The sequence below is a fragment of the Psychroserpens sp. BH13MA-6 genome (genome assembly GCF_052983595.1).
The window spans coordinates 1-15824 of record NZ_JBRJGE010000011.1 but is presented as its reverse complement, the minus strand read 5'-3'; the positions used below and the strand labels follow the sequence as shown (position 1 = coordinate 15824).

Genomic DNA, 15824 nt, shown 5'->3' with positions numbered 1-15824 from the left:
TAAATAATTATTGTCGTTGTTTTTACAACTGTACAATAGCATCAGAATTAGAAAGGCCTTGCTGAATGATTTCATTCGGTAGATTTGTTATTGTTCATATTACTGCCAACGTAATTGTGTATGATTTGTTGCGGTTTTACAGCTTGCGTGTGCGGCTGATGTTCCGCGGGAAAGACGCAAGCTGTTGAGCTCAAATTTTTCCATTAAGACTAATATAGCAATTTGTAGAAGATTTTCCTCGTCTTAACCAACTATAGCAATTAATTATACACGTTGTTGTATGCAGTTATTCTTCTTCATCGAATAATTGATAAGTCAGTATTTGTTTTTTTAAAATTTCAATATTTTCAATCAGAGTCGTCTTATCAGACCATTCAAAAGTGTCACCATTGATATCTTTAATTAGCATTCTTAATGCTTTGTCAATAGCTTTAGGTGTTGTGTTATAATATTTTTTATAAATAGTTGCATTAGCAATACTATCTAATTTTGTACTTCTTGCTCCTTTAAATGACCGAAGTGTTTTCATTCCTTCTAAATAAAGTTTTTCGGTAACTGTATCCAACGATTTTTCTAATTCTATATCGTCTGAAAAATAACTTGGGTATAATTTCTTAAGTCTTTTTGTTCTGCCATCGAGTAGCTTAAAAACATCGGAAAAAGAATCAACATTTAAATTATGCATAAATTGATTTCTCACTTCCATAAAAATCTCCATTCTTTCTTTTTCTTCTTTCTCAATAGAACCACTATCGAAGAGTAAATTCAGTTTTTGATTAAAAGATAGAGATGTGTTTTTGTTTCCTAACGATTTAGAGTTTTCAGGATTTTCAATGTCAAAAATAAATGCCAAAGAATAACTTGCGATTTTCTCCAATCGAAGCGAATATTTTAGAATTTTAAGTTTGATTTTACTGGAATATTCACTCATTAGCAGTTTCGTTTAATTGCATACAACGTAATTGTGTATGGTTTGTTGCGGTTTAGCAGCTTGCGTATGCGGCTGATGTTCCGCGGGAAAGACGCAAGCTGTTGAGCTCAAATTTTTCCGTTGAGACTAAGATAGTAATTTGTAGGAAATAATCTTCTGCTTAGCCAACAGACCGCAATGAGCTATACACGTTGTTGTGCGCTGTTTTTATTTTTATTCAGATATTCTTTTGCGTCCTGTAAATTCAATTCCGTTTCGTCTTCTCCACGTCCAGTTCGGTTTTCATTAAATGCAGGTTCATCAAGTCGGTCAAGTCCGACTAATATTTGAAAAACTGCAATTCCATTTTCATTATCCAATTCAGTCCGCAACCATTTTTTATATTCCGCAATCAAATTCCGATTACCAATTTTTGACAAACTCCAATATCCACTAACTCGTTCATCCTCGTTTTCATAAAGTCCAGAATTCAGTCCATCAACAATAATTTTTTCCAATTCAGTCGGTTTGAATTTGGTCAATTCCGATTCCGCAATTATTTGTTTTTCAAAATCCGAGTGAGAATTTCCGTTCGCTTTTTCAAATATAAATCCAGCTTCTGTGAACTGTTCGTTTGTTAATTTCATTTCTATTTTCAATTCAGCGTAACGATTTTCTTAAATAGCGCACAACGTAATTGTGTATGATTTGTTGCGGTTTTACAGCTTGCGTGTGCGGCTGATTTTCCGCGGGAAAGACGCAAGCTGTTGGGCTCAAATTATTCCGTTGAGACTAAGATAGTAATTTGTAAGAAAAAATCGTCTACTTAGCCAACTTACCGCAATTAATTATACACGGTGTTGTGCATAGTATTTTTTTAATCAAATCCAATTTCCGAGTAATACCATCTTTCGTCCAATTGTTTGATTCTATATGAAGCTCCAATAATTGTATCATTTCCAAAATTCCGAGGGCTTTTATTGAAATCATAAATTATTCGCTTTTCCGTTTTAAATATACTTCCAGACCTATTCACAAAAATTATTAGACTATCGTTCTCCTCGACAAATCCAGAGTAACTTGGATTTTTCTGTCCAATGTTTTTTATAATTAAATCAATATCCAAGTCACGAATTTCTTCAATGATAAATTCATCCATTGAGTCTCTGTCAAAAATTCCGTTGTCATAATCGTCAATTTTTGAAGTCAAATCGGTTAGTTTCGCTTTATAATCCAAAACTCTCTTTTCGTCGAATGGATTACACGAAATAATTGCAATTCCTAAAATGACAAGAATGAGTTTTTTCATATTATGCACAACGGTCTCGGCTATGAGTAGTTGTGTGGGTTAGCACTTAACTTTGCAAGTACACACCAAACTGAAAATCCGCGAGGATTTTCAGAAGTAGGCGAGAACAAGCAATTACTTATAGCCATTGTTGTGAGCTGGCTTTATTTCCATATCTGCCACCATTTTTTCGATTCCGTTGTTTTTATTTCAGTTACTTTTTTTGGTTTAAAAATTTTCTTCGCTCTTGTCAATTCAAATGAGTCAAGGTCAATAAAGAATTCCGTTTTATCATACTTGTCCCAAGCGTTATATTCATTAAAAATTCCGCTCAATTTTCCGTTATCAATTTTTACGTTGTCTATAAAATCCCGACAAACATATTCGTGAAATTTATAATTATTTGAATTCTCGACTATTGCAATATTCCGATTTCCAATTAGACAAAACTTATTCTCAAATTCGATTACTTCTCTAAAGTCAAATCCAAATTCAACTATGCTTTTTTCTTTGTTTCTGTCAATGATAAAGCATTGTCCATTTGAAATCACAAGAATTTCGGTCGGATGTTTTAATTGCGAAATGAAGTCAAAACCTTCTTTTCCATATTCAATATTCGCAACCCATTTTGTTCCGTCATCTTTAGTAAATTCCACAGGCAATCCTTCTGACCAATTTCCTTCTGGAATTGGCACATACATTTTTCCGTATGGTGGAAGTCCTTTTAAAATTTCAAAGTTTGAATTCAATTACTATGGTTTTTTCAGCTTGCTCACAACGTAATTGTGTATGATTTGTTGCGGAATTTCAGCCGAAGCGCTTTGCGCTTGGATGAGCCGTTTACGGCGAAAATTCCGCTGGAAAAGAAGCGCAAGGCTGAGCCAGCAATTCTTTCCGAGTTTTAAAGATAGTGAATTATGTGAGAATATTTCCTTGCCTTAAACACTTACCGCAATTAATTATACACGTTGTTGGGCATTGGCTTTTTTCAGTTTGAATTGATAAATTATTCCGTAAATTAATCCGACTATTCCGCCAAAATAGCTGAAATTATGCATTGTTCCAGCAGTCAAAAAGCTTTCTCGGTCGGTTAAATCCGCTGGAAGATTCCAATGAGTATTTAAGTTTGAAATTATGAATTTACCAACCAAAATGCCCAGAATTCCAAATCCGATTGCAATGAGTAAAGTCCGAATTGTTGCTCCGAAAGAACTTTTCCACATTATTTTTGAAGTCGGTTGAAACAGTCCAACAATTCCGTGTATCAATCCTATTAAAAGTCCGAACCACCAAGTTGCCCAAATTCCGATTAATCCTGCTGTCATTCTTGGTGTGTCAAGTCCGTATTCCACAAATCCGAATTGTTCAAATTTGAATTTCGTAAAATATTCAGTTGAGATTGAGTAAGAAATTTGGTTGTGAAAAATTCCGTAAATCGAAGCGAGAATTATCGAGATAATAATGAGTAATATTAAAAGTCCAATTTTTTTTGCCATTCGATTTTTTTCAGCTTGTGCCCAACGTAATTGTGTATGATTAGTTGCGGAATTTCAGCCGAAGCGCTTTGCGCTTGGATGAGCCGTTTACGGCGAAAATTCTGCGGGAAAAGAAGTGCAAGGCTGAGCGAGCAATTCTTTCCGAGTTTTAAATATAGTGAATTATGTGAGAATTTTTCCTAGTCTTAAACACCTACCGCAATGAATTATACACGTTGTTGTGAAACGTTTTTAATAATTATCTCTGAATTCTTTTTCATAATCAAAGTTTGCTAAAGTCCCTGGAATGGGAGGAACATTATTATACTCTGTTGGTGTCAAAGTGTATATTTCAATTTGTTTAATTTGATGTTCAGAAAGAAAAGATTTTAATGATTTAAATAAATAATCATTAAACTTCTTGTCATAAATTCCTTTATCAAGAGAAGAGGAATAAGTTGAATTCAATTCCTTGTCTATTTTTATTGTCAGAGTATCTTTATCGAGTGCAGAAAAAATAATTCTTTGTTCAGTTATGTTTAAAAACTGTATTGTAATTGAATCTTTAATTCTGCTAATTGAATCCAACAATGATTCATTGAAGTTCCATTTAGATTCAGAATCCGTAAATTTTTTAAATTTTGAGTCGTAGTTAGAATAAATAATGTTAGTATTTGATTCCTGAATTATTTTATCTATTTGATAATTCCGATAACATTTATAAAATAGATACGATAAACTTGCTACTACAAAAAGTAAAGCAATTGGTTTTATGTAGTTTCTCTTTCTCAAATGTTTTACAACGTAATTGTGTATGATTTGTTGCGGAATTTCAGCCGAAGCGCTTTGCGCTCGGATGAGCCGTTCACGGCGAAAATTCCGCTGGAAAAGAAGCGCGAGGCTGAGCCAGCAATTCTTTCCGATTTTTAAATATAGTGAATTATGTGAGAATTTTTTTCTCGTCTTAACCAACTGAGCAATTAATTATACACGGTGTTGCCCACAGTATTTATTCATTCCTTTTATTTTTAGTCAATTCGTATTGTTTTTCCACAAAATAAAATATTTCATCCAGGTTTTTGTCGGTCAAATTCGGAAATGAAGACATCAGTGCCCAACCTTGATTTCGTAATTCAATCGCAATGCTATCACCATTTTTATACATTTCAATTGAGTTTCTCGTGTAATTGTAAAGCCACTCTTTTTCACGTCGCTCCGTTATTCCTCCTAATGCTGGTGCAGTCGTTATTTTATCCATTCCAATATAATGACAAGCAACACAATTTTCTTTGAATAGTTTTTTTCCTTTTTGAAATGACTTATCCTGTTCCGATTTTTGATTAATCATAGCAAAACTCTGTTCATAACCTTTTTTGTCAGAGTTACAATTCCAGTTTAAAATTCCAATCATTAAAATCAAGAGAGTTTTTTTCATATTGTGGGCAACGTAATTGTGTATGATTTGTTGCGGAATTTCAGCCGAAGCGCTTTGCGCTCGGATGAGCCGTTTACGGCGAAAATTCCGCGGGAAAAGAAGCGCGAGGTTGAACAAGCAATTCTTTCCGAGATTTAAAAATAGTAAATTACGTGAGAATTTTTCCTCGTCTTAAACACTTACTGCAATTAATTATACACGGTGTTGTGCGTTCGGCTTTTCAATTCCATTTATGTCAGTCAATTGGAATTATTCCTCTATTTTCATAATCCATTGACCATTGGACTTGCCAGGTTCTTCCATCAATTTGGTCAAGAAGAATAAAAGTCCAAGTGTTTTGTGTTTTGTATAGTGTAAATCTATTATCAATTTCCTCATTTTTTTCTACCAAATTAATAAGGCTTAAAGATGACTCAAATCTGTTGTCATCCATTGAATATTGTACTTGCCACATTTTTCCGTTTCGTGTATTCAGTTTAATAAAAGTCCACATATTATCTGTTGGGAAAAGTCTATATGTAAATACTAATTGATTAATTTCAGAATTGTTGTTCTTTTCCAATTCAGATTGAGAGAATGAAATAGCTGGTGTTAATCCAATGATTAAAAATAAAATATATTTTTTCATATGTTAACAATTTTGAAGTTCAACATCCTTTAACTTTTAAATGTCAGTTTTTTTAAGCTGACGCACAACGTAATTGTGTATGATATCGTGCGATAGGAAATGATCGTTATTTTCTGTCGTTACGATTCTAAAGTTTAAATATAAGAATTAAAACTGAAGCTAGATNTCTGTCGTTACGATTCTAAAGTTTAAATATAAGAATTAAAACTGAAGCTAGATTAGAGCATGGATTATACACGTTGTTAGCTACTGTAGGGCAGAAGAGGTCACAGGCAAACCACAAAGCTGCGGAATATTCCGCATTGCAACCGAATCAGAATGCACAGAAACCAATTTGGCTGACAAGCCCAAGAATCCGCTACTTTTCCAAACACACAGCGAATCAATTCGCATTTAGGTTGCAACCCAGTTTAAGAAATGAATATCATTTTCAGAGTAATAGTTTTAGAAGAATCCGAATTTCTGAGGTCTATTCAGAAAGTTTCCTGATCAGCTTTATTTTCGGTAATGCACTATTGTTGCTAACGGTTTTGGCTATGATTTCGTTGCGGAAAAATCCGCAGGATTCTTTCCGCCGTAGCCGAAAGATAGCAAATAAGCGTTGAATTCTGATAAGGAATTCAGCCGCAATGAATTATAGCCGTTGTTGTGTGTAGTTATATTTATGTTCTAATCATTATTTCTCCGTCTTTTCGTTGAAGGAAATTATCTCCACCTTTCCGTTTCTTTCCTTTCCGATATTTTAGTCCACCAACAGTAAAGTCCAATTTGACTTTTGGTTTCAAGGTTATCAAAATCCAACCGTCTTTTGCCATAAATCCGCCCAAAGTTGGTGCGTTTTCTTTTTTGATATAATTTATCGATTCGATATTCTCACTTTTTAGAATTTCGTTCACAAATTCCTTTACCAAAGTTCCGTTTACAATGTCAAGTCGGTAGCTATATTTTATATTCACAGTTATTAGCTTTGAATAGGAATTGCGATTTTCAGTTCTTCCGTTTACGTGTTTTAAGTCCTTTCGGTCAAATTTTATTGTATCGGCAAGGATTTTCTGTTTTAAACTGTCAACGAAGGGTTTAATATTTTCTCCAGTTAGTAATTCAGATGGAATTTCACGATTTTCCGTTTGCGCTGTCAATTGAAAACTGCAAAGGAAAATCCAAATCAAAAGTGTGATTTTATATTTCAACTGTTTGTTTTTCATAATTACACACAACGTATTTGTGTATGATGTCGTTGCGTTGATTGAGAACTAAATTAGTAAATAAAACTAGAATAGGAGAGAAGTGATAGATTATTCCGAATACTTAGAGATATAGCAATGCATTATACACGTTGTTGTGCGTTCGTACTTTTTATTCAGTCACTATTTTCTTGTAAATCCTTCCTTTCCAAAAGAGTTCCTTGTTAGGTTCCAAGGTATTTTTAAACTTAAAATCAAATTCAGCTTTTATTATTCCATCCTGGAATAACTTTTGATCTATCCTAATATTCCCACTTTTTAAAGGGAAATAATGTTCTCCTAAATCTCTTATACTATTAAAATGGACTGATGCATGACATGAATCATTTTTCAATTCAAGAATTAAACTACTATGTGTTGAAGTATTTTTTAAAGATTGTCCTCTAATAATTCCGTTCTTTAGTTTTATGAATTCAATAAATTTTGTTCCTGAATATTCATACATTTTATTTTCAGATTGTAAAGAATGAAATATATGTGTTGTATCTATTACTTTATAAAAAGCTTGAAGCGAATCTTCATATATTTTTCCGAATTCGTCTTTCATTCGGTGTGTTTCTTCGGGACAAATTCCGTCGCAGCTTAGTTGTCCGTGTTTGTTTCTGAAAACGCCTTCTTGATAGCTCCATTTTTCTTTAAATGAGAAGTCTCCCAATACATTTTCAGTCCATTCAATTTTTATTTTATCAGAAAAACTAGTTTCGTTCTCAATTGTCTTGAAAGAGATTGATATAAGAAACAATAATAAAAGAGTCGCAATTTTGGTTTTCATGTGAGTAAGATTCCGTATGACGCACAACGTAATTGTGTATGATTTGTTGCGGAATTTCAGCCGAAGCGCTTTGCGCTTGGATGAGCCGTTTACGGCGAAAATTCCGCGGGAAAAGAAGCGCAAGGTTGAACAAGCAATTCTTTCCGAGTTTTAAAGATAGTAAATTATGTGAGAATTTTTCCTCGTCATAAACACCTACCGCAATTAATTATACACGGTGTTGGCTACAGTATTTTTTCTTTTATATAATTTTTGTCAATTAAAAATTTTTCCAAATCGGATTTGTAAGATTGAAAGTCAAAATTTTTCAATTTCGACAAACGAGTAAGGCAATTGGATTCGGTCAAAATTTCTTTACATACTTTTTCAATTAGTTCCTCTTTTTTTAAATCAGAAACTTGGCTAAATTCAATATTGCAATCAATTTCGGCACAATTTTTTGACTTAATCTCAATTCCGTCTACTTTTGAAATTCTTTCTCCTGGACGATATCTTGGTCTTTTCTTTTTAAAAAATTGATCAAATTCAGGTTTTACAGTTATCAGTCCGAAATAAAGTTCATTTAGGTCTTTTCCATAATTCCGATTTTCAAAGAACGATTTTAATTCGATGGATAAGTCATTAATCCAATTATTCTGTTCTTGAGTCAAGTTCGTATATTGTGCAATTCCAAAAGTCAATTTGCGTTCAGTTTTTATATTGTAGCCAACGTAATTGTGTATGATTTGTTGCGGTTTTACAGCTTGCGTGTGCGGCTGATGTTCCGCGGGAAAGACGCAAGTTGTTGCGCTCAAATTTTTCCGTTGAGACTAAGATAGTAATTTGTAGGAATAAATCGTCTACTTAGCCAATAGTAGCAATTAATTATACACGTTGTTGTGTGTAGTTATTTTATTCCAATCAACTTTTCCATTATCAGCTCAGATTCAATTATTGGGTTTTGAATATTGGTTTTTTTTATCAGCTTTTTCCAAAATAATATTTCCCAAGTCATTGCTGTTCCGAACAATTCATAAACTCTGTTATTTTCAAAAGCATAATGCGATTTATAAGGATATTTCCCTTTGTAAAAATCTTCCCTTTTTATTTTTGTAGAAATGAGTTTTAAGAATTTCTCAAAACCTTTTTCAAATTCCAATCCAGTATATTTATCAGAATAAGATTCAGTCACCATTCCAATTCCAACTCTTATTTCATCAAACAAAAACCTTATTGAAATTTCAGAATCATTTTCATTCAGAGGTTCAATTAAAAACCAATCATTTTCAATCCAAGTCGTTTTATTTCCAATATGTTTATTTAAAATTGATTCATATTGTTTAACTCTTTTTTCGAAAGTTGTTGAGTTCAAATGTTCGTTTTTTTTATTACACACAACGTAATTGTGTATGATTTGTTGCGGAATTTCAGCCGATGCGCTTTGCGCTCGGATGAGCCGTTTACGGCGAAAATTCCGCGGGAAAAGAAGCGCAAGGCTGAGCCAGCAGTTCTTTCCGAGTTTTAAAGATAGTGAATTATGTGAGAATTTTCCCTTGTATTAACCAACTTAGCAATTAATTATACACGGTGTTGGGCTAAGTTAATGTTTTTCTTAATCCAATTCTACTACTACCATCAGAATACCATTTTTCCATTTCTACGAATTGAGAGTAACCATGTCTTTTGTAAAACCTCAATGTAGAGAGTCCAGAAGTCCAGAGCCATATGTTTTGAATTCCAACCTCTTTAGTCTTATCTTCTAATTCGTTTAATAGGTCAGATCCGATACCTTTGTTTCGAAACTCTTTTTCAATAAACAAATCAGTTAGGTAGAACCAACCGGAATATTTTCCTCCATTTTTATGAGCCAAACCTGACGAACAGCCAATAAGATTTTTTCCTTTTAACGCAACAAAGGTTATCCGTTTTGTACTCTCTAATTCTATTCCTTCTTCTAATGAAAGATTGTCAAAACCAGAGTTAACTTGTTCAGTTTCCTCAGAGGTCAATTCTCGATTCAAAATTTCGATATCACTCATTTCATTAAATTGATTATTGCTTCTCTCATTAATTGAGCCCAACGTTATTGTGTATGATTTGTTGCGGTTTTACAGCTTGCGTGTGCGGCTGATGTTCCGCGGGAAAGACGCAAGCTGTTGAGCTCAAATTTTTCCGTTGAGACTAAGATAGTCATTTGTAGGAATAAATCGTCTTCTTAGCCAACAAGAGTAATTAATTATACACGTTGTTGTGCAACGTTTTTTATTCAGTTTCTAATTGTTTATGTGAACCATCGCAATTAGGTTTTCGTTTCGATAATCCGCAAGTACAATCATTTAAACCATATCCATCTTTAATTCTTTCCATATTTTTCTTGATTCGAGATATTTTTGTTTTGGATTGCTTTGGTTTGTCAAAATGTAAAAGATAGCCACGCTGACGACCAGCAGTCAAATTATTAAACGCTTTTTCAAAATCGGCATTTTCGGAAAATATTTGTTCCAGCTCTATTGGTACGTTAAAATCAGAAATTTTTTTCTTTTCAACTTTCTTTCCTGATTTTTCAATTCCGATAGCTTCTCGAATGTATTTTTTTATTGTCGGTTCGAGTTCTTCAATTTCGGGCAAATCAGTAAATCGTATTTGTCTTGCTGATTGTACGTTTTCAGTTTGTTGTACTAAAATATTTTCAGGGTCTTTGAGTAATGCTCCTTTATGAAATAAAATAGCACAGTAATCTTTAAACTCGTGAATTAAAACTATATTTTTTCCATTGTCAGTATAGCAAGGATGCATCCATTTAAATTCTTCCTTTAATCCGCAATCAAGAATAATTTCACGAAGTTTTTTCAATTCCAACTTCCATTTTTCAAGTCCGTTTAGATATTTATTTATTTCTTCGTTCATTGGTTTTTGAGGTTGCTCTTAAATGTTGCACAACGTAATTGTGTATGATTTGTTGCGGATTTACAGCTTGCGTTCGCGGCTGATGTTCCGTAGGAAAAACGCAAGCTGTTGGGCTCAAATTATTCCGTTGAGACTAAGATAGTAATTTGTAGGAAAAAATCGTCTACTTAGCCAACTTACCGCAATTAATTATACACGGTGTTGTGTAACGTTTTTTTAATTTCCATTTGCTTTTTCATAGATGCCTAAACATCCGCTACAAGTGTTCAAAATGGAATTCCGCTTTTTAATATTCGAAATTAATTTTTTGTCTAATTCAGTTAGTTTTAATCCTTTGTTTTTTTCTAAATATTCTATGGCATCAATTCCGTACGTTTGTAATTCTGGGTTAAATGATTTTAGCCAATTCCGAAATTCAGAAATATTTCTTTTATCGTCAAATATTAAATCATTATATCTAGGCACATCATAAGAAACAGGTGCAAATCCACAATAATATCCGTAAACGTGGTCAGCTAAAACTTGATTAACAAAATCCGAAGTAGTCAATTCTGATTTGTAAAATTCATTGTGATATTCCAAATAATTTTTAAGCTTTTCAAAGTCAAAATAATAATTAGTTTTCTCTCGGTATTTGTCATAGTTGATTAATCCAATTATCGAGTCATTTTTTGAAAAAGAATGAACTTTATATTCTTTGTATTTTGTATATCTGTCGCTAACGTAATTAATTAACACTCTATATATTTTTTCAGATATTCCATTATCACGTTTCCTTTCAAAAAGTAATTCGCCAAATCCTCTGTCATCTTCTTTAATGAATTGAAATCCTTGATTTTTTAAAGAATCAATGCTAAAGTTTTCATAGTTTTTAAAATAACCTTGCATTTCATAATCAGCTTCTATTTCAGCCTTATTCTGTGAAAATGACTGAAAAGAAAAAATCAGAAATATGTAGACTGTTAGAATTCTCATTGTTTGTTCAAATGTTACACAACGTAATTGTGTATGATTTGTTGCGGAATTTCAGCCGAAGCGCTTTACGCTCGGATGAGCCGTTCACGGCGAAAATTCCGCTGGAGAAGAAGCGCGAGGTTGAGCCAGCAATTCTTTCCGAGTTTTAAAGATAGTAAATTATGTGAGAATTTTTCCTTGTCTTAGCCAACTGAGCAATTAATTATACACGTTGTTAGCTGTAGTTTTTATTTCATTTTATAAGGCTCTTTCCGTTTTGTTTTTCTTTTGGATTTTCTTTTCCGTCCATTGCAATCATACATTGTTGTTCGTATGAGTACGTAATCAGAATTATATTCAAAAATTTCGGTGTAAATATGTTCCCAATCGAATTTAGTTCGTTTTGTCAGATTTCCGTTTGTATCATATTTATTCAGCGATAAATTCCAAATCACACCTTTATGGTCTTCGTTTTTTTCCAAAATCAGATTGCCGGCTGAATCATAAATTTCTGTTCGAGGACCAGTCAAACCAAGTGAGCTACGTGGATTTAGATTGACTCTTTTTAGAAGTTTTCCATTTTTGTCAAAGTAGCGAGTCATTTCCAAATAATTCGGACCATAGGTTGTATCCTTTTTTTGTTCGGATTTAATTCGAACGTTATATTCTGCGATAATTTTGTTAGACTTATCAATCAGTATTTTTTCACTGAACGTTTCTTGACCAAAACTTAATTTGGTAATAATTAAAATCGATATGAAGATTGCTTTTCTCAAATTACAGCTAACGTAATTGTGTATGATTTGTTGCGGAATTTCAGCCTAAGCGCTTTGCGCTCGGATGAGCCGTTCACGGCGAAAATTCCGCTGGAAAAGAAGCGCAAGGTTGAACCAGCAATTCTTTCCGAGTTTTAAATATAGTGAATTATGTGAGAATTTTTCCCTGTCTTAACCAACTGAGCAATTAATTATACACGGTGTTGTGAAACGTTTTTAATAATTATCTCTAAATTCTTTTTCATAATCAAAGTTTGCTAAAGTCCCTGGAATGGGAGGAACATTATTATACTCTGTTGGTGTCAAAGTGTATATTTCAATTTGTTTAATTTGATGTTCAGAAAGAAAAGATTTTAATGATTTAAATAAATAATCATTAAACTTCTTGTCATAAATTCCTTTATCAAGAGAAGAGGAATAAGTTGAATTCAATTCCTTGTCTATTTTTATTGTCAGAGTATCTTTATCGAGTGCAGAAAAAATAATTCTTTGTTCAGTTATGTTTAAAAACTGTATTGTAATTGAATCTTTAATTCTGCTAATTGAATCCAACAATGATTCATTGAAGTTCCATTCTGATTCAGAATCCGTAAATTTTTTAAATTTTGAGTCGTAGTTAAAATAAATAATGTTAGTATTTGATTCCTGAATTATTTTATCTATTTGATAATTCCGATAACATTTATAAAATAGATACGATAAACTTGCTACTACAAAAAGTAAAGCAATTGGTTTTATGTAGTTTCTCTTTCTCAAATGTTTTACAACGGTTTTGTGTATGGCTCGTTGCGGGAAATCAGCTATGATTTTCCGCCGTAACCGAAAGATAGCAAATTGCAATGAATTCCGATTAGGAATTCAGCCGCAATGAGCTATACACGTTGTTGTAAGCAGTTTTTTTATTCATATTATTCTTGGTATCAGAAATATCAGTAAAACAATTCCAAAACACCAAAGCCAAGAATTCCGATTTATTTTATTTAAGATTCTAATTGGTTTAATCGATAGAAGAATTAATAAAGTCAGACTAAATAACAGTCCAATTCCGCCATAAATTTGAATCCAGTATTCAGGTCCAATTGTCGTAGTTGTCACATCTCTAATTCCGAAAATCGTAATCTGAATCAAAATCAGAGTGGCAATTATTAAAAAGCTGTAACCTAAAATCCAACCAAGTTTTTTTCTTAATAATATTAGAATTCCAGATGCTATTGATAAAATTCCGAATAAGAGTAAAATCCGATTACTTACAAATAATTCAAAAAATGAAGTGTCAACTTTCGGAAATCCGTGTTGTTCAGTCAAGTTTTCAATATGTGCGAATTGTTTTTGAGTCAAGTCAAAAATCACGTAAAAAAAGATTAATCCAATAATCAGATTTACAATTCCAATCGCTTTATATATTTTGTTCCAAATAGGTTTCATCAAATTGCTTACAACGTAATTGTGTATGATTTGTTGCGGAATTTCAGCCGAAGCGCTTTGCGCTCGGATGAGCCGTTTACGGTGAAAATTCCGCGGGAGAGAAAGTGCAAGGCTGAGTTAGCAATTCTTTCCGAGTTTTAAAGATAGTAAATTATGTGAGAATTTTTCCTTGTCTTAACCAACCTACCGCAATGAATTATACACGTTGTTGTGAGCAGTATTTTATTCACAATATTCAGTCAGTTTTATACTTTTTAATGCTTTAAAAAATTCAGTTTGTGTTGAGTCAGATAGATTATTTCCATAAAAACTCAAACGGGTTTTGTTAGAATTCGGCCCACTGCCTTTTAAGCTGTCAATGTAAATTCCGCTTGCTCCAAATCCTTTATTTTTTGGCTTTATAAATTTAGCTACAAAGCAGTCGATACTGTCCAATTCGTATTCGTACTTAAAGTAATCTTTTGCGTCATATTCAGCGGTTAGGAAGTCCATAATAACTAAGTGCTTTACATTTTCTAATTGCTTTTTTTGCTTGTCGCTAAATTCTGCATATTCAGATTGCTCAAATACCAATAACTCTGTGTTTTTAGTCAAATCAGGTGAGTACCAACCTAAATGAAAAATCAGCGTGTCGTTTTTGTCTGTTATAAATCCACTAACATAGCTGTCAATTCCTTTTATTTCATATTCCGACCAACTTTTCGGAACTGTTATTTCAAACGCTCCAAAGTCAATCGTTTTGTTTTCCGACTTATCACAAGATAAAATCAGAAGTAAAATTAGTATCAATAGTGTTTTTCTCATATTGCTCACAACGTAATTGTGTATGATATCGTGCGATTGGAATTGATCGTTATTTTCCGTCGTTACGATTCTAAAGTTTAAATATAAGAATTAAAACTGAAGCTAGAGTAAAGCATGGATTATACACGTTGTTGTGCGTTCGGCTATTCAAATTTGGAGATGACTTTCCTTTTATCTATTAGGAAAATATTGATGTTTTTATAATTCCAAGGACTTTGAAATAGTAACTTGTCTCCGAAACTCATAACCTTTATTGGATAATAAGTTCCCATATCTAATTTAGTTTTCTCTATTTTATCTTTTTTTGATACATCCAAATAGTAAAAATGCTTTTCATCTATGAAAACAAGTACATCATTAATATTGACAAAAATGTGATATAAATAATCGCTTACCTCAAAGACAAATTCTTGTTTGTTTTTATGAAGGTGTTTATATTCAAATATAAATTTATTATTCTTCCAATAAACTTCCATTCCATATTGCTCTTGGCCTTTTACTAATATTTTTTCTGAAATTAACTGATTTATTATTTCGGAATCCGATGCAATAACTTTTTTTAACAAATTGTCATCTGTTGCTGTTGAAATTAAAGGATCAAGTAATTCTTGATCTTCTTCCACATTATATCCTATTGGTTTTTTTGATAAAAAATAATTTGTTTTTTCTTTATTAGTAATTGTAAATTCTACAAGTTTAAGTACATCAACTATGTTAATTCTATCAGCATAAATTCTAACAGAAAGTCCATTATTATTTGAGTTGTTTTTGTATTCAGATTTTATTCCATCGACAATCTTGTAATTAGAATTGTTATACTCTAACATATATAAGTCATCTGTATACTTATCAGTATAATCTTGAACGTATTCAATAAAAATTGTGTCTTTAAATTTTAATCGACTAGAAAGCTTTTCAGATAATTTACCAATAATTTTAATTTTATCAATATCTAAATAATCAAAACCTGTTCTCATGTAGACTCTTACGTTACCATAAGTTTCTCCGATAACCTTGTCTTTATGAGCAAAGCAATTGAAAGTTATGAATAAAAGTAAAATTCCGATTTTTAATTTCATGTTTGATTTTTCTTAGCTGACGCACAACGTAATTGTGTATGATTTGTTGCGGAATTTCAGCCGAAGCGCTTTGCGCTTGGATGAGCCGTTTACGGCGAAAATTCCGCGGGAAAAGAAGCGCGAGGCTGAACCAGCAAATCTTTCCGAG

General features: G+C 32.5%; 20 protein-coding genes. All 20 read right to left on the bottom strand.

The features are described from left to right. Positions 1 to 286: 286 nt before the first annotated feature. The gene (locus ACU8DI_RS14840) at positions 287 to 877 is read right to left on the bottom strand and encodes a hypothetical protein (RefSeq protein ID WP_447113579.1); all 591 of its coding nucleotides are present in this window, start codon (positions 875 to 877) and stop codon (positions 287 to 289) included. A 236-nt stretch (positions 878 to 1113) separates the two neighbouring features. Then, entirely contained in the window at positions 1114 to 1557 is a 444-nt protein-coding gene (locus ACU8DI_RS14835; RefSeq protein ID WP_447113578.1) for a hypothetical protein, read from the bottom strand. A 230-nt stretch (positions 1558 to 1787) separates the two neighbouring features. Further along, a complete protein-coding gene (locus ACU8DI_RS14830; protein WP_447113577.1) occupies positions 1788 to 2219 on the bottom strand; it encodes a hypothetical protein in 432 nt (143 codons plus the stop codon). A gap of 143 nt (positions 2220 to 2362) precedes the next feature. Beyond that, positions 2363 to 2947, bottom strand: coding sequence for a hypothetical protein (locus ACU8DI_RS14825; protein WP_447113576.1), 585 nt, complete (start codon positions 2945 to 2947; stop codon positions 2363 to 2365). A gap of 210 nt (positions 2948 to 3157) precedes the next feature. Continuing rightward, on the bottom strand, positions 3158 to 3694 hold the full coding sequence (locus ACU8DI_RS14820) for a hypothetical protein (RefSeq protein ID WP_447113575.1): 537 nt from the start codon (positions 3692 to 3694) through the stop codon (positions 3158 to 3160). Positions 3695 to 3925: 231 nt separating this feature from the next. Then, entirely contained in the window at positions 3926 to 4465 is a 540-nt protein-coding gene (locus ACU8DI_RS14815) for a hypothetical protein (protein WP_447113574.1), read from the bottom strand. A gap of 217 nt (positions 4466 to 4682) precedes the next feature. Further along, entirely contained in the window at positions 4683 to 5084 is a 402-nt protein-coding gene (locus tag ACU8DI_RS14810; RefSeq protein ID WP_447113573.1) for a c-type cytochrome, read from the bottom strand. A gap of 259 nt (positions 5085 to 5343) precedes the next feature. Further along, positions 5344 to 5736, bottom strand: coding sequence for a hypothetical protein (locus ACU8DI_RS14805; RefSeq protein WP_447113572.1), 393 nt, complete (start codon positions 5734 to 5736; stop codon positions 5344 to 5346). 662 nt (positions 5737 to 6398) lie between these two features. Further along, entirely contained in the window at positions 6399 to 6941 is a 543-nt protein-coding gene (locus tag ACU8DI_RS14800) for a hypothetical protein (RefSeq protein WP_447113571.1), read from the bottom strand. A 151-nt stretch (positions 6942 to 7092) separates the two neighbouring features. Next, the gene (locus ACU8DI_RS14795) at positions 7093 to 7752 is read right to left on the bottom strand and encodes a hypothetical protein (protein ID WP_447113570.1); all 660 of its coding nucleotides are present in this window, start codon (positions 7750 to 7752) and stop codon (positions 7093 to 7095) included. A gap of 224 nt (positions 7753 to 7976) precedes the next feature. Continuing rightward, positions 7977 to 8432, bottom strand: a complete 456-nt coding sequence (locus ACU8DI_RS14790) for a hypothetical protein (protein WP_447113569.1) — start codon at positions 8430 to 8432, stop codon at positions 7977 to 7979. Between the two features lie 206 nt (positions 8433 to 8638). Further along, complete coding sequence (locus ACU8DI_RS14785) at positions 8639 to 9103, bottom strand: hypothetical protein (protein ID WP_447113568.1); 465 nt, start codon at positions 9101 to 9103, stop codon at positions 8639 to 8641. A gap of 223 nt (positions 9104 to 9326) precedes the next feature. After that, positions 9327 to 9770 carry a GNAT family N-acetyltransferase gene (locus ACU8DI_RS14780; protein WP_447113567.1) on the bottom strand — a complete coding sequence of 148 codons (444 nt, stop codon included), beginning with the start codon at positions 9768 to 9770 and terminating at the stop codon, positions 9327 to 9329. A 223-nt stretch (positions 9771 to 9993) separates the two neighbouring features. Next, positions 9994 to 10638, bottom strand: coding sequence for a DUF1801 domain-containing protein (locus ACU8DI_RS14775; RefSeq protein WP_447113566.1), 645 nt, complete (start codon positions 10636 to 10638; stop codon positions 9994 to 9996). A 216-nt stretch (positions 10639 to 10854) separates the two neighbouring features. Further along, positions 10855 to 11613 carry a hypothetical protein gene (locus ACU8DI_RS14770; protein WP_447113565.1) on the bottom strand — a complete coding sequence of 253 codons (759 nt, stop codon included), beginning with the start codon at positions 11611 to 11613 and terminating at the stop codon, positions 10855 to 10857. A 227-nt stretch (positions 11614 to 11840) separates the two neighbouring features. Further along, complete coding sequence (locus ACU8DI_RS14765) at positions 11841 to 12368, bottom strand: hypothetical protein (RefSeq protein ID WP_447113564.1); 528 nt, start codon at positions 12366 to 12368, stop codon at positions 11841 to 11843. A gap of 216 nt (positions 12369 to 12584) precedes the next feature. After that, a complete protein-coding gene (locus tag ACU8DI_RS14760) occupies positions 12585 to 13124 on the bottom strand; it encodes a hypothetical protein (RefSeq protein ID WP_447113563.1) in 540 nt (179 codons plus the stop codon). A gap of 147 nt (positions 13125 to 13271) precedes the next feature. After that, complete coding sequence (locus ACU8DI_RS14755; RefSeq protein ID WP_447113562.1) at positions 13272 to 13793, bottom strand: hypothetical protein; 522 nt, start codon at positions 13791 to 13793, stop codon at positions 13272 to 13274. A 222-nt stretch (positions 13794 to 14015) separates the two neighbouring features. Next, positions 14016 to 14597, bottom strand: a complete 582-nt coding sequence (locus ACU8DI_RS14750; protein WP_447113561.1) for a hypothetical protein — start codon at positions 14595 to 14597, stop codon at positions 14016 to 14018. A 143-nt stretch (positions 14598 to 14740) separates the two neighbouring features. Continuing rightward, positions 14741 to 15676 (bottom strand): hypothetical protein, encoded by a 936-nt coding sequence (locus tag ACU8DI_RS14745; protein WP_447113560.1) that lies wholly within the window; start codon positions 15674 to 15676, stop codon positions 14741 to 14743. Between the last annotated feature and the right edge of the window lie 148 nt (positions 15677 to 15824).